At 74.8% G+C, this 18,406-nt stretch carries 14 protein-coding genes and 1 pseudogene; 7 read left to right on the plus strand and 8 right to left on the minus strand.

Going from position 1 to position 18,406, the window contains the following annotated elements:
• The first annotated feature begins 62 nt into the window (after window positions 1–62).
• Window positions 63–1,196, plus strand: coding sequence for an FAD-dependent monooxygenase (locus tag ABTX81_RS12425; protein WP_350543590.1), 1,134 nt, complete (start codon window positions 63–65; stop codon window positions 1,194–1,196).
• A gap of 130 nt (window positions 1,197–1,326) precedes the next feature.
• Complete coding sequence (locus ABTX81_RS12430) at window positions 1,327–2,403, plus strand: aminotransferase class I/II-fold pyridoxal phosphate-dependent enzyme (RefSeq protein ID WP_350543591.1); 1,077 nt, start codon at window positions 1,327–1,329, stop codon at window positions 2,401–2,403.
• Here the strand turns inward: ABTX81_RS12430 and ABTX81_RS12435 are convergent.
• On the minus strand, window positions 2,389–3,171 hold the full coding sequence (locus ABTX81_RS12435; RefSeq protein ID WP_350543593.1) for a serine hydrolase: 783 nt from the start codon (window positions 3,169–3,171) through the stop codon (window positions 2,389–2,391). The two genes, ABTX81_RS12430 and ABTX81_RS12435, sit on opposite strands and share 15 nt — an antisense overlap.
• Window positions 3,172–3,372: 201 nt before the next feature.
• Between ABTX81_RS12435 and ABTX81_RS12440 the strand changes: the two genes are divergently transcribed.
• Window positions 3,373–4,902 (plus strand): right-handed parallel beta-helix repeat-containing protein, encoded by a 1,530-nt coding sequence (locus ABTX81_RS12440; protein ID WP_350543595.1) that lies wholly within the window; start codon window positions 3,373–3,375, stop codon window positions 4,900–4,902.
• A 7-nt stretch (window positions 4,903–4,909) separates the two neighbouring features.
• Here ABTX81_RS12440 and ABTX81_RS12445 read toward each other — a convergent pair whose 3' ends face one another.
• Together ABTX81_RS12445 and ABTX81_RS12450 are read right to left on the minus strand one after the other, a co-directional pair.
• The gene (locus ABTX81_RS12445; RefSeq protein WP_350543597.1) at window positions 4,910–5,809 is read right to left on the minus strand and encodes a leucyl/phenylalanyl-tRNA--protein transferase; all 900 of its coding nucleotides are present in this window, start codon (window positions 5,807–5,809) and stop codon (window positions 4,910–4,912) included.
• The gene (locus tag ABTX81_RS12450; protein ID WP_350543599.1) at window positions 5,806–9,156 is read right to left on the minus strand and encodes an amino acid adenylation domain-containing protein; all 3,351 of its coding nucleotides are present in this window, start codon (window positions 9,154–9,156) and stop codon (window positions 5,806–5,808) included. Before ABTX81_RS12450 ends, ABTX81_RS12445 begins: the two co-directional genes overlap by 4 nt.
• Before the next feature lie 234 nt (window positions 9,157–9,390).
• Here ABTX81_RS12450 and ABTX81_RS12455 point away from each other — a divergent pair, with 234 nt between their 5' ends.
• Window positions 9,391–12,561, plus strand: coding sequence for a putative bifunctional diguanylate cyclase/phosphodiesterase (locus tag ABTX81_RS12455; protein ID WP_350543601.1), 3,171 nt, complete (start codon window positions 9,391–9,393; stop codon window positions 12,559–12,561).
• A 36-nt stretch (window positions 12,562–12,597) separates the two neighbouring features.
• Here ABTX81_RS12455 and ABTX81_RS12460 read toward each other — a convergent pair.
• Together ABTX81_RS12460 and ABTX81_RS12465 are read right to left on the minus strand one after the other, a co-directional pair.
• Window positions 12,598–12,912, minus strand: a pseudogene (locus ABTX81_RS12460) (helix-turn-helix domain-containing protein); the annotation flags it as partial.
• Window positions 12,899–13,576, minus strand: a complete 678-nt coding sequence (locus ABTX81_RS12465) for a TetR/AcrR family transcriptional regulator (protein WP_350543603.1) — start codon at window positions 13,574–13,576, stop codon at window positions 12,899–12,901. The pseudogene ABTX81_RS12460 and the gene ABTX81_RS12465, both read right to left, overlap by 14 nt.
• A 177-nt stretch (window positions 13,577–13,753) precedes the next feature.
• Between ABTX81_RS12465 and ABTX81_RS12470 the strand changes: the two genes are divergently transcribed.
• Entirely contained in the window at window positions 13,754–14,791 is a 1,038-nt protein-coding gene (locus ABTX81_RS12470) for an aldo/keto reductase (protein ID WP_350543605.1), read from the plus strand.
• Between the two features lie 50 nt (window positions 14,792–14,841).
• A complete protein-coding gene (locus ABTX81_RS12475) occupies window positions 14,842–15,330 on the plus strand; it encodes a GNAT family N-acetyltransferase (RefSeq protein WP_350543607.1) in 489 nt (162 codons plus the stop codon).
• On the opposite strand, the gene ABTX81_RS12480 is transcribed toward ABTX81_RS12475, so the two are convergent.
• On the minus strand, window positions 15,331–15,939 hold the full coding sequence (locus ABTX81_RS12480; RefSeq protein ID WP_350543609.1) for a TetR/AcrR family transcriptional regulator: 609 nt from the start codon (window positions 15,937–15,939) through the stop codon (window positions 15,331–15,333).
• 58 nt (window positions 15,940–15,997) lie between these two features.
• Here ABTX81_RS12480 and ABTX81_RS12485 point away from each other — a divergent pair, with 58 nt between their 5' ends.
• The gene (locus tag ABTX81_RS12485; RefSeq protein WP_350543611.1) at window positions 15,998–17,455 is read left to right on the plus strand and encodes an aldehyde dehydrogenase family protein; all 1,458 of its coding nucleotides are present in this window, start codon (window positions 15,998–16,000) and stop codon (window positions 17,453–17,455) included.
• Here ABTX81_RS12485 and ABTX81_RS12490 read toward each other — a convergent pair.
• Both ABTX81_RS12490 and ABTX81_RS12495 read right to left on the minus strand, forming a co-directional pair.
• Window positions 17,415–17,708, minus strand: coding sequence for a hypothetical protein (locus ABTX81_RS12490; RefSeq protein WP_350543613.1), 294 nt, complete (start codon window positions 17,706–17,708; stop codon window positions 17,415–17,417). The two genes, ABTX81_RS12485 and ABTX81_RS12490, sit on opposite strands and share 41 nt — an antisense overlap.
• A gap of 60 nt (window positions 17,709–17,768) precedes the next feature.
• Window positions 17,769–18,401 carry a TetR/AcrR family transcriptional regulator gene (locus tag ABTX81_RS12495; RefSeq protein ID WP_350543615.1) on the minus strand — a complete coding sequence of 211 codons (633 nt, stop codon included), beginning with the start codon at window positions 18,399–18,401 and terminating at the stop codon, window positions 17,769–17,771.
• Between the last annotated feature and the right edge of the window lie 5 nt (window positions 18,402–18,406).

An 18,406-nucleotide genomic window follows, 5' to 3' on the forward strand; every position in this document is an offset into this window, starting at 1 on the left:
CGTTTCCCCAAGCCGCCCCCCGCCGCCTTCCTCTCCTCCCCCCTTCCTCTTGGAGTACCACCATGACCCCACCCCTGCGCGTCCTCGTCCACGGCGCCGGCATCGGCGGCCTGACCGCCGCCACCGCGCTCGCCGCCCGCGGCCACCGGGTCGACGTCGTCGAGCTGCGCGACGCCCTGGAGGCGCTCGGCGTCGGCATCATCCAGCCCTCCAACGCGCTGCACGTGATGCGTGGGATCGGCGTGCTGGAGCAGTGCCTGGCGGCCGGCTTCGAGTGGGAGGTGCTGACCATCTGCGACCCGGCCGGCGGCGTGGTCGCGAAGATCCCGCAGCCCCGGATGGACGACGCGCCGTCCAACAACGGCATCCCCCGCCCGGCCCTGGCCCGGGTGCTCGGCGAGGCCGCCACCGCCGCCGGCGCGACCCTGCGCTTCGGCACCACCGTCGCCGAACTCGTCGACGAGGGCGAGGAGGTGGCGGTCACCCTGTCCGACGGCAGCAGCGCCCGCTACGACCTGGTGGTCGGCTTCGACGGCATCGGCTCGCCGCTGCGCAAGCGGCTCTACGGCGAGAAGTACGCGCCCGAGTACACCGGCTTCGCCAACTGGCGGGTCACCCTGCCGCGTTCGCCCGAGGTGCAGGGCGTGGTGATGTCCACCGGCAACCTCGCGGCCAAGGCGCTGCTGACCCCGATCAGCGCCGACCTCATGTACCTGGGCTCGGTGTTCGCCGAGGCCGAGGACTTCCGCCCGGACCCGGAGCGCGCCCACGAGCAGCTCCGCGAGCGGCTGGCCGGCTTCGGCGGCCCGATCGCCGAGGCGCTGGCGCAGGTCACCGACCCGGCGGCGGTGGTGTACTCGCGGATCTCGCAGGTCACCGTCGAGGAGCCGTGGCACGTCGGTCGGGTGGTGCTGGCCGGCGACGCCGCGCACGCCTCCACCCCGCACCTGGCGCAGGGCGCCGCGATGGCCGTCGAGGACGCCCTGGTGCTGGCGCAGAGCCTGGACGCCGCCGAGTCGGTGCCCGCGGCGCTGGCCGCCTGGGAGGAGCGGCGCCGGCCGCGCGCCATGTTCGTGCAGGCGCTGTCCCGGGCGATCCTCAAGCAGGAGACCGGCACGCCGACCACCCCGGAGGAGGACGAGCTGCTGAAGGTCGGCATCCCCGGCGCGGCGCACGTCCTTGTCAAGCCCTACTGACCCGGACGCCCCTCCCGCCCGGTCGCCCGCACGCGAACCACCCGGGCCCGGTGCGGACTTGTGTCCGCGCCGGGCCCCGGACAGACTTGACACCCGTCCGACAAAGTGGCCAGCGCCCGAGGGGGGACGGATGACGCCGTCGTTGTTCCGCATGCTCGACCTGCACGAGGCCGTGGAACGGGCCCGGCAGCGCCCGGACGGACGGCTGTTCGTCTCCGACTACAACGGCGGCCACCCCTTCGTGGCCGACTACCTCGGCGACCTCGCGCACACCCCGCCGTACCGGCTGGGCGACGTCAGCCGCTACGCGGGGATCGACGAGGACGCCGCGCTGCGCGCCAAGATCGCCCGGCTGCACGAGAGTTACGACGCCGAACCGTGCTCCCCGGCCCAGGTCGTCCCGGCCGGCGGCTCCAGCGCGCTGGTCGGCACCTTCTGCACCTGGCTGCGCACCACCGGCCGCACCCGGATCCACTACCTGCCGCCGGTCTACTACAAGTTCGCCTACTTCTTCCGGCGGTTCGGCATCGAGCCGGTCCCGGTCGCCGAGGGGCACGCCCACCAGAGCGGCTTCGAGCTGCGGCTGCCGGACGAGCGGACCGTGCTGCTGCTCACCGACCCGGTCTGGTACACCGGCCGGCGGGTGCCCGAGCCGGTGCTCCAGCGGCTCGCCGAGTGGCAACTCGCCACCGGCTCCCTGGTGTTCGTCGACGGCACCTTCCAGTACATGCGCTGGGACGGCGGACGGCGCGAGCACTCCGCCGCGCTGCCCGCCGCCCTCACGCTGCGGATGGTCTGCCCCACCAAGTACCTGTCCATCCACGGCTACCGCTGCGCCCACCTGCTGGTTCCGGAGCCGCTGCGAGAACAGCTCGCCGAGCTGCACCTCAACCTGCACGGCGATGTCACCCTGGCCGACCGGCTGTTCGCGCACCGGGCCGCCGACCTGATGCTGCTCGAAGGCAACCACCGGCTGCTCGACCACGTCCGCGCCAACCACCAACGCCTCACCGCCGCCGGCCTGCTGGAGGACCAGGAGCGGATCGAGACCGGCTACTTCCTGTTCGCCCGCCCCACCGCCCCGCCCGAGCGCCTGCTCGCGCTGGACGGCCGCTACTTCGAACTCCCGGGCCACCCCGGCTTCGTGCGGATCAACCTGCTCAACGAGCCGGCGCTGGCGGGCCTGGAGGAGCTAGGGCGCGGCTGAGCCGGCACCGACGGCGCTGATCGCGTGCCGCCGCTCCCACACCGCCGCCGAGACCCGGGCCAGCAGGCGGGCGGCCGGGTCGGCGGCGGCCTCGTCGGCGCCCGAGGCGAGCGGGCCGGTGTAGCAGACGGCCAGCAGGTACGGCGGGCAGTCCTCCGGGTGGACCAGCGCGACGCAGTGCCGCACGCCGGGGAACCAGCCGTTCTTGAACGCCACCCTGGTCCCCGGCGGCAGCCCGGCCGCCAGGTCGACCCGGAAGGAGTTGCGCTCCAGCAGCTCCAGCAACTCCGGTTCGCCGTCCAGGGATTGCAGTAGCCTCACCAGGTCGCGCGCGGTGACCAGGTTGTGCACGCCCGCGTCGCGCGCCGGGTAGTCCTCGATCCCGCGCGGGCTGGCACTGCGGGCGGCCCCGGCCCGCCGCCACACCTCCTCCACCGCCGCGTGCCCGGCCCGGGCCAGGCAGAGGTTGGTGGCGAGGTTGGAGGAATGGGTGATCATCCGCTCGGTGAGCAGCCCCAGCGGCACGGTGGCGCCGAGCAGCGTCCACGGCACCGGGTCGCTGTCCCAGTCCGGATCATTGGCGAACTCCCCTCCGGCCCGCGAGAGGAAGGTGTTCACCACCGACACCGGTTCCCGCGGATCCGCGCCGGCCCGGCGCAGCGCGGCCAGCACGGCCACCTTCATCGTGCTCGCCGCGTCGTGCGGCTCGTCCCCGTTCCGCTCGAACACCGGTTCATCGCCCCAGGGGGCCACCACAACTGACAACATGTCCGCTCCAGTCCCCCCGCGCGCCGCCACCCAAACCGGTGCGCGCCGGAACGACCCCCCGACCGGCGGTGCGGGGCGCGGCCGGCCGACGGTTGAGGCGGCGCGCGGGGCCGGGGATACTCGTGGCGACTCTCGCATCCACCCCTGCACGCAAGGTTTCTGCCGATACGTCAGCTTGACGACTCCAGAAGGATCTCGCCCATGCCAACATCCCGTCAGGTCGGCCTCGCCCTCGCGATAGCGGGCTCCGCGGTCACCGGGACCGTGCTCCCGTCCACCGCGTACGCCGAAAGCACCGCGTACGCCGAAAGCACCGCGCACGCCGAGAACACCGTGCTCCATGTCGACAACGGCCCCCGCTCGAACTGCTCGGACTCCGGGACCGGCACCCGGGACCGGCCGTTCTGCACCGTCCAGGCCGCCGCCGACGTGGCCGAACCCGGCCAGACCGTCCAGCTCGCGCCGGACCGCCGGTTCACCGGCCAGGTCACCGTCCGGCGCTCCGGCGAGCCCGGCCGTCCGATCGTCTTCCAGGGCGCCGAGCCGACCGTGCACGCGCCGAACACCTCCGTGGGGACGCGGCACTGGGGCCGGGGGTCCACCCCCGCTCCGCACGCCTTCGTGTTCGAGGGCGTGCACGACGTCACCGTGACCGGCCTGCGCCTGGACGCCCCGCAGGAGGGCGTGCTCGTCAAGGACTCGACCCGGATCGCCGTGGACCACAACGACGTGGCGGCGGGCGACCCGGTCCGCGGCGGCGTGCGGGCCTTCCCGGCGGCGACCCCGAGCGTCCGGATCACCGGGGCGGGCTCGTACGTCACGGTGAGCCGCAACCGGATCTCCGCCGCGCCGGTGAGCGGCGTCGCGGTCGACGCCGGGACCTCCGGCGTGGTCGTCACCACCAACCTGATCACCGGGGGCGCGGGCCGGGGCGTGCTGGTCACCGACGCGCCCGGCACGATCGTGGTGGGCAATACCTTCGGGCGGAACTGCGGGAGCGACCTGGAGTTCGCCGGTGCCTCCACCGGGTCGGTGGCCGAGAACAACATCCTGGCCAAGCGTCCCGCCCCGCGCTGCGGCGGCACTCCGCCCACCGCGATCCCGCTGGTGGTGTCGGCCGAATCGATCCGGAGCACCAGGGTGGACTACAACACCATCGTGCCGTCGGGCCCGTACGCCTACTCCTGGGGCGGCACCCCGTTCGCCACCCCCGAGGCCTTCCGGGCCATCGGGCAGGGCGCGAGCGACAACGCCGTCGACCCGGGGTTCGCCGCCGACCGCGAGGACTACACCCCGGCCGCCGTGACGGGCGTGACGGACGCGGCCGACCCGAACGCCCTCGGCACCCTGGCCACCGACCTCCTGGGCGCCGAGCCGGCCGACCACCCGCGCTTCCCGAGCCCCACCGCCTGGGGCTACCGGGACCGCGGCGCCATCGAGCTCCAGGACCCGCTGCGCGTCCAGCTGAGCGCCCGCCCCCGCCCCCGGGCGGGCCACCCGCTCAACGCGCGGTTCGCGGTCGGGTACTCGGCCGGCTGGGTGCCGGGCGCCGCGACGCTGGACTTCGGGGACGGCAGCGCGCCGCGCGCGGTCGACCCCGGGTACGGGTCCGTCGACCACGACTACCCGGCCGCCGGGAGTTACACCGCGACGCTCACCGCCGGCGGCCCGGCCGGTCCGGTCCGCACCACCACCACCCGGATCACCGTCGGGTCGAAGAACGGCGGGTGACGGTCGGTCAGGGACGGCGGGCGTTGCGGTACGGGTGCCGGTGGTCGCGCGGCAGCCCGTGCGGGCGCGGCTGGCGGGGCCGTTCGGGGGCGAGCCGGGCGGCCGGCAGGAGGCTGGTGTCCAGCGGGTGGAGGGGCCCGGCGTCCTCGGCGAGCGCCGCGAGGTAGCGGGACCGGGGCTGCGGGGCGGCGCCGAGCGAGCGCACGTGCGGGGAGTCCCACTGGGCGTCCAGCAGCCGGCCGCCGGCGGCGGCGAAGCGGGCGGCGAGGTCGGCGACGGCGACCCGGGCGGCGTCCGGGCGGCGGTGGAACATCGAGTCCAGGCTGAGCACCGGCCCGGAGGCGATCCCGAACACCCCGCCGATCAGCTCCCCGTCCTGCCACACCTCCGCGCTGTGGGCCGCGCCGAGCCGGTGCAGCCCGGTCAGCGCCTCCTGCAACTCCGGGGTGAGCCACGGGGGTTCGCGCCCCTCGGCGCAGGCGGCGAGCACCTCCTCGAAGGCCTGGTCGGCGGTGGTCCACCAGTCCAGGCGGTTGCGCAGCAGCCGGGAGAGCTTGCGGCCGAGCTGGACGCCGTCGGCGGCGAGCAGCGGCCGCGGGTCGGGCGACCACCAGGCGAGCGCGTACGGGTCCGCACCACCGGGGCCGCCGTCGGGGCCGCCGCCGTCGCCGCCGTGGTCGGGCCCGGGCAGCAGCGGGACCCGGCCGGCCGCCACCGCCGCCTCGGAGCGGGCCTCGTTGAAGGCGCTCGCGTAGGGGTCGGCGGCGGGCAGCGGGAAAAGCCCGCGCCGGTAGGCGGCGAGCAGGGTGGCGGGCGCGAGGTCGGCGCCGAACGCGGCCGGGCCGTCGGCGGGCGCCCGGTCGACGTCGAGCGTCGCGAAGAGCTCCTCGGGGGCGGTGGCGGTCATCGCAGGGCCTCCAGCGGCGAGGCCTCCTGCGGCGGGGCGAGGAAGCCCTCCGCGGTCAGCCGGTCGAGGTAGAAGTCGAGCAGGGCGTCGTCCACGGCGGGCAGTTCCACACCGCTGCCGGCCAGGGCCTGTTCGGTGTTGGCCCGGTCGAAGCGGGGGAAGGTGGGGCGGAAGTACAGCTCGCTGATGGACAGCTCGGTGCCGGGCACCCGGTCGACGAAGAGCGGCACGAACGGGGTCATCGGGTGGGTGGGGTGGCCGGCGGCGAACCGGACCAGACCCTGCACCCACGGCCGGTAGGGGATCCGGTCGACGGGGTGGCCGCGGGCGCGCAGCCGGTCGGCGAGGTCGGCGAGGTCCGCGGGGCGCGGCGAGGTCAGGTGGTAGACCTCCCCGATGGCGGGGGCGTGGGCGACGATCCGGCACAGCGCCCGGCTGAACCGGTCGGCGGGCACGAAGTCGAGCGGCAGCCGGACGTCCGGGCAGCTTCCGCTCTCCGCGATGTACTTGATCAGCGCGCAGATCTCGGTGCCGGTGTTCATCACCCCGGTGCGCAGGTCCCCGGTGACGTCGTTGGTGCGCAGCACGGTGACCGGCAGTCCGCCCGCGGCGGCGTGGTGGAGCAGCTGTTCGGCGACCCACTTGCTCTCGACGTAGCCGACGGCGAGCCGCTCGGGGTGGGCGAGCGGGGTGCGTTCGGCGACCTCGTGCACGCCGGCCGGGCCGAAGCCGGCGAGGACGGCGAGGGTGGAGAGGTAGTGGACGGGGATGCCGCGCGAGTGTCCGGCGAGGCGGACGACCTCGCGGGTGCCGGCGACGTTGGCGGCGCGCAGCTGGTGGTAGGGGTAGATGAAGTTGACCTGGCCGCCGAGGTGGTGGATGGCGTCGAGGCTGTCGGCGAGGTGCTCGAAGCGCTGCCGGGTCAGGCCGAGCCGCGGTTCGGCGAGGTCGCCGACGAGCGGCAGGACGCGGCGGTCGGCGAGGTCGTGGCGCAGGTAGCGCTGCTGGGCGGCGCGCAGCCGTTCGAGGGCGTGTTCCTCGTCGGGGGCGCGGACCAGGCAGTGGACGCGGGCGTCGGTGGTGTGCAGCAGGGCGTCCAGCAGGTGGGCGCCGCAGAAGCCGGTGGCGCCGGTGAGCAGGATCTCGGCGGGTTCGGCGCGGGAGGGCGCGGGGCTCCAGGACTGCCGCAGGGGGCTGTCGAGGCGGGCTTCGGCGCTCCAGTCGACGGCGGCCTCGCGGGGGCCGGGGGTGACGGTGCCGGTGCGGGCGGCGTGGGTGGCGGCGGCGAAGGCGCGCAGGGTGGCGTCGCGCAGCAGGGCGCGGGTGAGGTGGCGGATCCGGGTGACGTCGATGCCGAACATGATCCGGGCCCGGGCGAGCATCTCCATGGCGAGCAGGGAGTCGCCGCCGAGTTCGAAGAAGTCGCCGGCGGGGCCGGGTTCCTCGACACCGAGGAGTTCGGACCAGAGCTGGGCGATGCCGCTCCGGACCGCCGGGGCGTCGGGGGGCGGGTCGGCGTGGACGGGCGCCGGCGCGGCCCGGTCCGGCGGCGCGCCGCCGGGCCGCACCCGGGGCGGGGCGAGCGGCAGCCGGCGGCGGTCGATCTTGCCGGCGGGGGTGAGCGGCATGCTGTCGAGCGGCACGAACGCGGCGGGGACCATGAAGTCGGGCAGCCGTTCGGCGAGGTAGGCGCGGATCCGGCCGCGCCGGGCGCGGGGGCCGGAGACGGCCCGCTCGGTGAGCGTGTAGTAGGCGGTGAGGACGCGGGTGTCGTCGCCGCCGTCGGCGGCGACCCGGGCCTGCCGGACGTCGGGGTGGGCGGCGAGCACGGACTCGATCTCGGCGGGGTCGACGCGGTGGCCGCGGACCTTCAACTGGTCGTCGAAGCGGCCGAGGACCTCCAGGGTGCCGTCGGCGCGCCAGCGTCCGGCGTCGCCGGTGCGGTACATGCGCGCGCCGGGGGCGGGGGCGTAGGGGTCGGGCAGGAAGGCCTCCGCGGTCGCTCCGGGTGCCTTCCAGTAGCCGCGGGCCAGGCCCGGCCCGCCGAGGTGGATCTCGCCCTTCTCGCCGGGCGGGACGGGGCTGAGCCGGGCGTCCAGGACGTGCACCCGCACCCCGGGCAGCGGCCGGCCGATCGGCACCGGCGCGCCGGGTCCGTGCGGGCCGGGCGCGGCCAGTACCCGCGGGGTGATCTCGCCGAGCGTGGAGGTGACGGCGGCCTCGGTGACGCCGTAGGCGTTGACCAGCCGCACGCCGGGCAGCCGTTCCAGGCAGGCGCGGCAGTCGTCCTCGTGCACGGTGTCGCCGCCCACCACGATCAGCCGCAGGGCGGCGGGCGCGGGCCCGCCGGGCGGGAAGAGGCCGAGCAGGTGGTGCCAGTAGGCGGGGGTGAGATCGGCGACGGTCAGCCGCAGGTCGTCCAGCCGTTCGGCCAGCTCGGTGGGCGCCCAGGTGCGGGCGCCGCCGAGGACGAGGGTGGCTCCGGCGGCCAGGGTCGCGAAGACCTGTTCCAGCGAGGTGTCGAAGCCGAGCGCGGCGACCTGCAGCACCCGGTCGCGGGGGGTGAGCCCGTAGGCGTCGATCACCCGGTCGAGGGTGAAGGCCAGGGCGCGGTGGGTGACCGCGACGCCCTTGGGGGTGCCGGTGGTCCCCGAGGTGTAGACCAGGTACGCCAGGTCGTCGGGCCCGCTCACGTCCGGTACGGGCGCGGTGCCCTCGACGCCCTCCCCCGGCGCCACCATCCGCACGCCGGGGAAGCGCCGGCCCTCCGCCGCGACGGCGAGGCGTGCCCCGCACTCGGCGACCAGGGCGGCCAGCCGCCGCTGCGGGTGGGCCGGGTCCAGCGGCAGGAAGGCCCCGCCGGCCTTGAGCACGGCGAGCCAGGCGGTCACCAGGTCGGCCTCGCGCTCCAGGCAGACCGGGACGATCCGCTCGGGCCCCACGCCCAGGCCGCGCAGCACGGCGGCCAGCCGGTCGCTGCGCGCGTCCAGCTCGCCGTAGTCGAGCGCCTCGTCCTCGTCGAGCACGGCGAGGGCGCGCGGGTCGTGCGCGGCGCGCGCCCGGACCAGTCCGTGCACGGTGCGGGCCGCTAACCCGGTCCCCGCTCCGGGTGTCCCGGCGCCCGTCCCGGGTGTCCCGGCGCCGTCCGTCCGGGCGCCGTCCGTCCCCGCGCCGTGCCCGACGCCGAGGCCGGCGGGGCGCCACGCGCGGTCGACGTGGCGGCGGCACTCCTCGTGCGGGGCGGGCCCGAAGACCGTGCGCCAGCCGCCCGGCACGGTGAGGTCACCCGGCCAGATCGCATACTGACCGTCCTCGTTGACCAGCACGGCGTGACGTCCGGACCGCACTCCGGGACGTGCTCCCCGTGCGCTCTCTACTGCGTCATCCACCGGCTTGACCTCGTGCTGTGGCGGCAGAATGCTGGGAGGTGCGACATTTCCGACTATACGCACTCAAGGCCCATTTCGAACGTCAGACCGGACCTCCCCGGCCCGGCTCGGACGCTCGCGAGCCCCTGCCCGGAACCCGCCTCGCCGCCCGTCTCCGGGCGGGAGCGGTGACGCCGAGGAGGAGGTAGCTCGTTGACACGTCGGCGCCAACGCCTGATGGTCTGTTACCTGGCGTGGATGGTGCTGTTCACCGGCATCTACTACACCAACCCCTCCCAGCGGATCATCTGGTGGACGGGCATCGGCCTGGGCGGCGTCGCCGCCATCGTGGCCGGCGTCCGCCTCAACCGCCCCTCCCACGCCGTCTACTGGTACCTGCTGGCGCTGGCCAACCTCAGCTTCACCGCCGGCGAGGTGGTGCAGGTCGTCCAGATGCAGTTCCTGCACCTGGGCAGCCCCTTCCCGTCCATCGCCGACGGCTTCTACCTCGCCGAGTACCTGCTCTACGCGGCGGGCGTGTTGGGCTTCATCCGCTGGCGGACGGCGCATCAGGACCGCGCCAGCCTGCTGGACGCGCTCATCCTCACCATGGGCCTGGCGCTGCTCGTCTGGATCTACCTGATCCTGCCCTACGCCCGGAACCCGGACCTCGACTGGTTCCAGAAGGCCGTCTCGATCGCCTACCCGCTCGGCGACGTCGTGGTGCTCGCCCTGCTGCTGCGGCTGATCGTGCCCCGCGGCGGGGTCAGCCGCTCGCTGCAACTGCTCGCCGCCGGCACGGTCGGCCTGCTGGTCTCCGACATCCTGTACGGGCTGATCGTGCTGCACGGCGACTGGCACATCGGCACGCCCGTGGACCTCGGCTGGGCCGCCTTCTACACCGCCTGGGGCGCCGCCGCGCTGCACCCCTCGATGGTCGAGCTGACCAGGCCCATCCCCAGCCAGCAGCCGGACATCGGCCCCGGCCGGCTCGCCCTGCTGGCCGGCGCCTCGCTGGTCGCGCCGACCATCCTGATGGTCGAGGCCAGCAACGGCAACACCAGCAACGCCGGGGTGATCGGCGCCTTCTCCGCCGTCCTCTACCTGCTCGTGCTCGCCCGGTTGGCGGTCGTGGTGCGCGCCCGCCGGCAGGCCGTGGCCCGCGAGCGCGCGCTGCGCGAGGCCGGCTCCGCGCTCACCGCGGCGGTCAGCGTCGAGGAGGTCGCCGACGCCGTCCAGGCCGCCGCCTCCACCCTGATGCCCACCGAGCCGGGCCATGTCGCGCTGCTCGCCGTCACCGAGGGCGGCGTGCTGCACGTGCGGCACGCCGAGCGCGGCGCCGGCCGCCACCACCTCGGCGCGGAGCGCGACTCCGACGAGGTGCTCGCCCTGGCCGCCTACCGGGAGACCCGACTGCTGCCGGTCGAGGACATCGGCAACGAGCTGGCCGTCCGGCTCGACGGCATGCCGAGCGCCCTGCTCTGCCCGCTCACCCTCGCCGAGCGCCCCTCCGGCGACCCGCTGATCGGCGCGCTGATCGTCACCGGCACCGAGCAGGAGCTGACCAGCCTCTGGGGCTCACTGGAGATCCTCGCCGCGCAGGCCGCCCTCGCCGTCGAGCGCGTCATGCTCAGCCAGGAGATCACCCGGCGCGACAGCGAGGCCTACTTCCGCACCCTGGTGCAGAGCGCCAACGACGTCATCCTGATCCTCAACGGCGACGACTCGGTGCGCTACGCCTCGGCCTCCTCCGCCGGACGCGTCCTCGGCTACCCCCGCCTCGACGGCACGCTGCTGACCGACCTCGTCCCGCCCGAGGACAGCCGCTCGGTCGGCAAGGCGCTGGCCCGGATGCGCAGCCCCGCCGTCGCCGGCGGCGCCCGCTCCGGCCTGGACACCCAGCGCGAGCACTGGCGGCTGCTGCGGGCCGACGGCTCGCCGATCGAGGTCGAGGTGCGCTGCAACGACCTGCGCGAGGACCCGACGGTCGGCGGCCTGGTGCTCACCCTGCGCGATGTCACCGAGCAGCGGCAGATGGAGCGCGAACTCACCCACCGGGCCTTCCACGACTCGCTGACCGGACTGGCCAACCGGGTGCTCTTCCTGGACCGGGTCGGCCACGCGCTCTCCCGCGGCGAGCGCAGCGGCGCCGTCACCGGCGTGCTCTTCATCGACCTGGACGACTTCAAGGTGGTCAACGACACCCAGGGCCACGCGGTCGGCGACGAGCTGCTGGTCGCCGTCTCGCTGCGGATCTCCACCGCGCTGCGCGCCTCCGACACGGCGGCCCGGCTCGGCGGCGACGAGTTCGCGGTGCTGGTGGAGGACGCGCTGGAGCCGGCCGACGTCGGGGCGATCGCGCAGGGCGTGCTGGCGGCGTTCGCCGAGCCGTTCAAGCTGAGCGCGGGCGCGGTGCGGGTGTCGGCGTCGATCGGGGTGGCGACGACGGAGGACAGCGTGGACGCCACCGAGCTGCTGAGCCACGCCGACCTGGCGCTGTACTCGGCGAAGGCGGCGGGCAAGCGGCAGTGGTGCCTCTACCAGCCGGCGCTGCAGGCCGGGCTGATGGCCCGGCACGAGCTGAACGAGAACCTGGACACGGCGATCGCCGAATCCGCCTTCCGCCTGTACTACCAGCCGATCGTCGACCTCCAGACGGGTGATCTGGTGGCCTTCGAGGCCCTGGTGCGGTGGCCGCACGACCGGCGCGGCATGGTGCTGCCGGACGAGTTCATCGCCCTCGCCGAGGAGAGCGGCCAGATCGTGCCGCTCGGCGCCTGGGTGCTGGAGCGCGCCGCCCAGGAGGCGGCCGCCTGGCACGCCCTCAGCACCCCGGCCCGCGCCACCGCCGGCCTGCCCCCGTTACGCGTCAACGTCAACGTCTCCGCCCGCCAGTTCCGCGACGCCGGCTTCGTCGACGTGGTCCGCGCCGCCCTCGGCAGCTCCGGCATCCCGCCGCAGTCCCTGGTCCTGGAGCTGACCGAGTCCGTCCTGATGCGCCGCGACGACCGCGTCCGCACCGACATGCGCACCCTCGGCGAACTCGGCGTCGGCATCGCCATCGACGACTTCGGCACCGGCTACTCCTCGCTCTCCTACCTGCGCGAGTTCCCCATCTCCGTGCTGAAGATCGACAAGTCCTTCATCGACGGCCTCGGCCTCTCCCAGCAGCAGTACGCCCTGGTCGAGGGCATCACCCGGATCGCCGACACCCTCGGCGTCCAGGTCATCGCCGAGGGCATCGAGCACCCCGAGCAGCGCGACCTCCTCGCCGCCATGGGCTGCCCCCTCGGCCAGGGCTACCTCTTCGCCCACCCCCTCACCCCCGACCAGGCCCAGGCCTTCATCACCCACCACACCACCCCCCTGACCAACCGCCCCTAGCCAGGCGGCTGCCCCGCCGCCCTGCGGCCGCTCCCCGTGCGGCGAGAACACGAACGAGGAGGCGTCCCCGTCGAGGTCGATGGTGAGTGCCGCGTCCAGCGCCCGCGCGAGCCGGCGGAGCAGCGGCAGGGTCGGCAGAGAATCGCCGCCCTCGATCGTCGACACCTGCGGCTGCGTCATCCCGGCCCGTCTCGCCAGCTCGGTCCGGGACAGCCCGAGCTCGGTGCGCCGGTCGTAGACCGCCTGGCCGAGCGCGAACGCGTACCCCGCCTCCCCGTAGGCCGCGGACTCCTCGACCGTCTCACCCAGGAGCTTCCTGGCCCGCCGGGTCTTCCACTCACCGTGGTTCACGGCCCGTCCTCCTTGATCCGGTCGTACTCGTGCTCGGCGGGACCGTGCCGTATGTGTCCGTGCCCGGATCACCCGCCTGCGCCGCACGGAAGGCGCCCGCGCGGGCGGCGGCTTCGGCGGCGGTGGCGGCGCGGTCGGCGGTGGGTTCGTCGAGGGGGTCGGGGGTGGTGAGCATGCGGTAGTAGAGGGGGGCGGAGACGGCGCGGATGACCTCGGCGGGGTCGGTGCCGGGCGGCAGGTCGCCGCGGTCGACGGCCTCCGTCACGCAGGGGGCCCACTCGTCGACGCGGACGCGGTAGAAGCGGTGCAGGGCCTCGGCCGCGGAGGCGTCGCAGGTGGCGGCGAGGAGGACGGCGCGGAAGAGGGCGCCCTGGCGGGGGTGGGCCAGGGTGCGCTGGGTGAGGCGGGCGCAGGCGCGCAGGTCCTCGCGCAGCGAGCCGGTGCGGGTGCGCGGGAGGGACTGCTCGGCCATGTCGGCGAGGACGTCGGCGAGCAGCGCGGCGACCGAGCCCCAGCGCCGGTAGACGGTGGTGCGGCCGACCTCCGCGCGCCGGGCGATGTCGCCGAGGTCGAGCCCGGCGAAGCCGACCTCGACGAGGGCGTCCTCGGCGGCCTTCAGCACGGCGGTCCGCACCCGCGCCGTGCGGCCGCCCGGTCTCTGCATGCCCTGTGCAGTGCCTCGTGCAGTGCCTTGTGCAGGGCCTTGTGCATGGCCCTGTGCATGGCCTTGTGCGCGCGGTGAAGTCATTAACGGGATTCCTGTTCCATTAGCGTCGCCGACAGTGCTAGGGTCGGTGACATCTTAACGGCACCACAGTCCCGTTAGCGAAGGGAACCTCCCATGGAGTACCGCCGCCTCGGCGCGTCCGGCCTCACCGTCCCCGTCCTCTCCCTCGGCACCGGCACCTTCGGCGGCCGCGGCCCGCTCTTCGGCGACTGGGGCACCACCGACGCCACCGACGCCCGCCGTCTGCTCGACATCGCCATCGACGCCGGCCTCACCCTGTTCGACACCGCCGACGTCTACTCCGACGGCGCCTCCGAGGAGGTCCTCGGCCAGGCGATCAAGGGCCGCCGCGACCAGGTGCTGATCTCCACCAAGGCCGGCCTGCCCACCGGCGACGGCCCGAACGACGCCGGCACCTCCCGCGCCCGCCTGATCACCGCCGTCGACGCCGCCCTGCGCCGCCTCGGCACCGACTACATCGACCTCTTCCAGCTGCACGCCTTCGACGCCGCCACCCCCGTCGAGGAGGTGCTCGCCACCCTCGACGACCTGGTCCGCGCCGGGAAGATCCGCTACACCGGCGTCTCCAACTTCTCCGGCTGGCAGCTGATGAAGTCCCTGGCCGCCGCCGACCGCGACGCCCGCCCCCGCTACGCCGCCCACCAGGTCCACTACTCCCTGGTCGGCCGCGACTACGAGTGGGAGCTGATGCCGCTCGGCCACGACCAGGGCGTCGGCGCCCTGGTCTGGAGCCCGCTCGGCTGGGGCCGCCTCACCGGGAGGATCCGCCGCGGCACCCCGATCCCGGACGGCAGCCGCCTGCACACCACGGCCGACTACGGCCCGCCGGTCGACGACGAGCTGCTGTTCGACGTGGTGGACGCGCTGGACGCGGTCGCCGAGGAGACCGGCCGCACCGTCCCCCAGGTGGCAATCAACTGGCTGCTGCGCCGCCCCACCGTCTCGTCCGTGATCATCGGCGCCCGCAACGAGGAGCAGCTGCGCCAGAACCTCGGCGCCGTGGGCTGGGAGCTGACCGCCGAGCAGGTCGCCCGTCTGGACGCCGCGAGCCTGCGCACCGCGCCGTACCCCTACTTCCCGTACCGCCGCCAGGAGGGCTTCGCCCGCCTCAACCCGCCGCTCGCCGGCTGAGGCGGTAAACCGGTTGTCCACGCGGCACCCGACGGGGCATCGTCAACACCATGATCGAACTGCGTGAACTGACGTCCGACGACTGGCCGCTCTTCCGCGAACTGCGGCTGGCCGCCCTGGCCGAAGCGCCGTACGCCTTCGGCTCCACGCTCGCCGGCTGGCAGGGCGAGGGCGACCGCGAGGAGCGCTGGCGCTCCCGACTGGAGATCGCCGGCGCCCTCGACCTGGTCGCCCTTGTGGACGGCGAGCCCGCCGCGATGGCGACCGGCGTGCCGGCCGACGGGTACGTCGAGCTGATCTCGATGTGGGTCGGCCCGGCGGCGCGCGGCCGGGGCGTCGGCGCCCGGCTGATCGAGGCCGTCGGGCAGTGGGCCGCCGGGCAGGGCTTCCCGACGCTCCGCCTCGCCGTGATGCCGCACAACGCCCACGCCATCGCCCTCTACGAGCGCGCGGGCTTCACCGACACCGGCGAGCCGGGCGACCTGCTCCCCGACGGCGTGAGCCGCGAGATCGTCATGACCAAGCCCTTGCCGGCCTGATCAGCGGCCCCCCAGCGCCCGCAGGACGAACGGGAGGAGGCGGTCGGCCGTCTCCTCCGCCACCCGCGCGTCCACCTGGTCGGGCGCCTTCGAGGTGAGCAGGAACCGGCTCATCACCGGGCCGATGACCACGTCGCCGAGCAGGTCGGCGTCCCGGGGCGGCGGGATCTCACCGCGCTCGGCGGCGCGCCGCACCACCTCGGCCACCCGCGCGTACAGCGGCGCAAGGAAGGCCGACACGAGCGCCTCGGCCAGGGCGGTGCTCTGCGCCGCCTCGCCGATCAGGGCCCGCATCAGCCGGCCGCTCTCGCCGGTCACGGCGGCGGCCTTGTCCCGCAGCAGGGCCCGCAGATCGCCTTCGAGGGTGCCGGTGTCGGGCTGCGCGGTGAGGTCCTCGGTGCAGGTGGTCGCGGCGGCGATCACCAGCTCCTCCTTGGAGGACCAGCGGCGGTACAGGGTGGCGGTGGAGACGCCCGCCCGGGCCGCCACGGCGGCGGTGGTCAGCCCGCCGTAGCCGCTCTCGGCCAGCACGGCCAGCGTCGCCTCCAGCAGCGCCCGGTCCCGGCTCGCGTCCCGGGGGCGGCCTCGGCGCGCCACGGTCTCGGTCATGGGGCCAGCCTACCCGCAGCAGAAACGAAAACGTTTCGTTTCATATATGCTCGACGGCATGAGCGCCTCCCCGGAATCCCTCACCACGGACGCCGCCGCTGCCGCCGCCGACGGCACCTCCTACGGCACCTCCGACGGCACCTCCGGCGACGCCGCCGCGACCGTCGCCCGCCTGAACGCCTCCTTCGCCGCCGGCCGCACCCGGCCCGTCGCCTGGCGCAAGGCGCAGCTGCGCGCCCTGCGACGCCTGCTCGTCGACCAGGGGTCCGTCTTCGCCGCCGCCCTCTGGGCCGACCTCGGCAAGAACGCCACCGAGGCCCACACCACCGAGATCGGCTTCACCCTCAACGAGATCGACCACACCCTGCGCCACCTGGACCGCTGGCTGCGCCCGCGCCGCGTCCCGGTGCCGCTCGCGCTCCAGCCGGCCCGGGCCCGCACCGTGCGCGAGCCGCTGGGCACCGTGCTGATCATCAGCCCGTGGAACTACCCGCTGCAGCTGGCCCTCTCCCCGCTGGTCGGCGCGCTGGCCGCCGGCAACACCGCCGTCGTCAAGCCCAGCGAGCTCGCGCCCGCGACCTCGGCGGCCCTCGCCGAGTGGGTGCCGCGCGCGCTGGACCCGCGGGCCGTGGCAGTCGTCGAGGGCGGGGTGCCGGAGACCACGGCGCTGCTGGAGCAGCGTTTCGACCATGTCTTCTACACCGGCAACGGCACCGTCGGACGGATCGTGATGACCGCCGCCGCCCGTCATCTCACCCCGGTCACCCTGGAGTTGGGCGGAAAGAGCCCCGCCGTCGTGGAGCCCGGCACCGACCTCGCGACGGCGGCCCGGCGCATCGTCTGGGGCAAGTTCATGAACGCCGGGCAGACCTGCGTCGCCCCGGACTACGTGCTCGCCGTCGGCGACACCGGGCCGGCGCTCGAAGGGCACCTGACGGCCGCGATCCGCGAGATGTACGGCACCGACCCGGCCGCCAGCCCCGACTACGGGCGCATCGTCAACGAGCGCCACTTCGACCGGCTCACCGGCCTGCTCGGGGACGGCCGCCTGGTCACCGGCGGCGACCGCGACCGCGCCACCCGCTACCTCGCCCCGACCGTCCTCGCCGACGTCGAGCCCGACGCGCCGGTGATGCGCGAGGAGATCTTCGGCCCGGTCCTGCCGATCGTGCGCGTCCCGGACCTGGACGCCGCGATCGCCTTCATCACCGCCCGCGACAAGCCGCTCGCCCTGTACGCGTTCACCGCCTCGGCCCGTTCCAAGGCCCGGCTGGTCGCCGAAACCTCCTCCGGCGCCCTGAACTTCGGCATCCCCAACGCCCATCTGGCGGTGCCGGGCCTGCCGTTCGGCGGCGTCGGCGAGAGCGGCATGGGCGGCTACCACGGCCGGCATTCGCTGGACACCTTCAGCCACACCAAGGCCGTCCTCGACAAGCCCCTGCGCGCGGACACCCTGCGCCTGGCCTACCCGCCGTTCACCGCCCGCACGTCGGGCCTGCTGCGCCGGTTCCTGTAGCGCTCGCCGCCGCCCCCGGCACCGCCAGGCGCACGGTGAAGGACCTGACGTCGTCCGCGAGGCCCCACGCCCCGCGCTCGGTGAAGCGCCCGGGCTCGCGCTCGGCGAAGCGCCCGCGCCCGGGCCGGCGCTCGGGCACCCGCCCGGGCACCTCGGCGGTGGCCGCGGCCGCCGCCGGGGTGAGGACGGACAGCGCCATCCTGGTCATCGCGGCGCCGCGCGGCGGCCGGAAGGGCTCGGTCGTCTCGGTCATGCCGCCAGCGTCCCGGCCCCGTTCACCCGGCCGCCCGACATTCCGGCGGCGTTCACCCGATCAACCGAGCGGCGTACAAAGGGACTTGACGCCTCCGGGGAACAGCCGGGCGAGGTGGTGGCGCAGCACGGCCGTCGCGTCGTCGGCCGTGCGCTGGTTCAGCAGGACGCTCAGGCCGAGACCCGCCGAGACGGCGAGCAGGAGGACGGCCTCCTGGCGGGCGTCCAGGTGCGGATCGGCGTCCCCGGCCCGCTGGGCGGCGGCCAGTTGGGCGATCAGGAAGTCCTCCATCTCGCCGGGCGCCTTCAGGAACGGCTGGCCGGCGAGCGCCGGGTCGGTGACGGAGAGCACGGCGTACGCGGTGTAGACGAGATGGAAGGTGCGGCTCTCCTCGTCCGTCGGCACGGCTTCGAGCAGGACCGCCTCGACGATGTCGCGCGGCGCCGTCGGGGATCCGGCCGCCCGCACCCGGTCGCGGACCCGCTCGCCCATCCGGACGGCGAGGCGTTCGAGGGTCGCGAGCAGCAGTTGCTCCTTGGTGTCGAAGTAGTACTGCACCAGCCGCACCGAGACGCCCGCCTCGACCGCGACCGACCGCATGGTGACGGCGTGCAGGCCGTCGCGCGCCGCCGCGCGCAGCAGCGCGTCGATGATGTGGGCTCGCCGTTCCTCGTGGTCCACCAGCTTGGGCATCGCGT

This window comes from Kitasatospora sp. NPDC097605 (assembly GCF_040302725.1).
GTDB lineage: Bacteria > Actinomycetota > Actinomycetes > Streptomycetales > Streptomycetaceae > Kitasatospora.

Excerpts from the sequence above, each read along its gene's own strand:
- ABTX81_RS12440 (WP_350543595.1), top strand. The coding sequence starts at position 3,373 with ATGCCAACATCCCGTCAGGTCGGCCTCGCCCTCGCGATAGCGGGCTCC.
- ABTX81_RS12435 (WP_350543593.1), bottom strand. The coding sequence starts at position 3,171 with ATGTTGTCAGTTGTGGTGGCCCCCTGGGGCGATGAACCGGTGTTCGAG.
- ABTX81_RS12425 (WP_350543590.1), top strand. The coding sequence starts at position 63 with ATGACCCCACCCCTGCGCGTCCTCGTCCACGGCGCCGGCATCGGCGGC.
- ABTX81_RS12445 (WP_350543597.1), bottom strand. The coding sequence starts at position 5,809 with ATGACCGCCACCGCCCCCGAGGAGCTCTTCGCGACGCTCGACGTCGAC.
- ABTX81_RS12480 (WP_350543609.1), bottom strand. The coding sequence starts at position 15,939 with ATGACCGAGACCGTGGCGCGCCGAGGCCGCCCCCGGGACGCGAGCCGG.
- ABTX81_RS12475 (WP_350543607.1), top strand. The coding sequence starts at position 14,842 with ATGATCGAACTGCGTGAACTGACGTCCGACGACTGGCCGCTCTTCCGC.
- ABTX81_RS12495 (WP_350543615.1), bottom strand. The coding sequence starts at position 18,401 with ATGCCCAAGCTGGTGGACCACGAGGAACGGCGAGCCCACATCATCGAC.
- ABTX81_RS12470 (WP_350543605.1), top strand. The coding sequence starts at position 13,754 with ATGGAGTACCGCCGCCTCGGCGCGTCCGGCCTCACCGTCCCCGTCCTC.
- ABTX81_RS12485 (WP_350543611.1), top strand. The coding sequence starts at position 15,998 with ATGAGCGCCTCCCCGGAATCCCTCACCACGGACGCCGCCGCTGCCGCC.
- ABTX81_RS12490 (WP_350543613.1), bottom strand. The coding sequence starts at position 17,708 with ATGACCGAGACGACCGAGCCCTTCCGGCCGCCGCGCGGCGCCGCGATG.
- ABTX81_RS12430 (WP_350543591.1), top strand. The coding sequence starts at position 1,327 with ATGACGCCGTCGTTGTTCCGCATGCTCGACCTGCACGAGGCCGTGGAA.
- ABTX81_RS12465 (WP_350543603.1), bottom strand. The coding sequence starts at position 13,576 with ATGCAGAGACCGGGCGGCCGCACGGCGCGGGTGCGGACCGCCGTGCTG.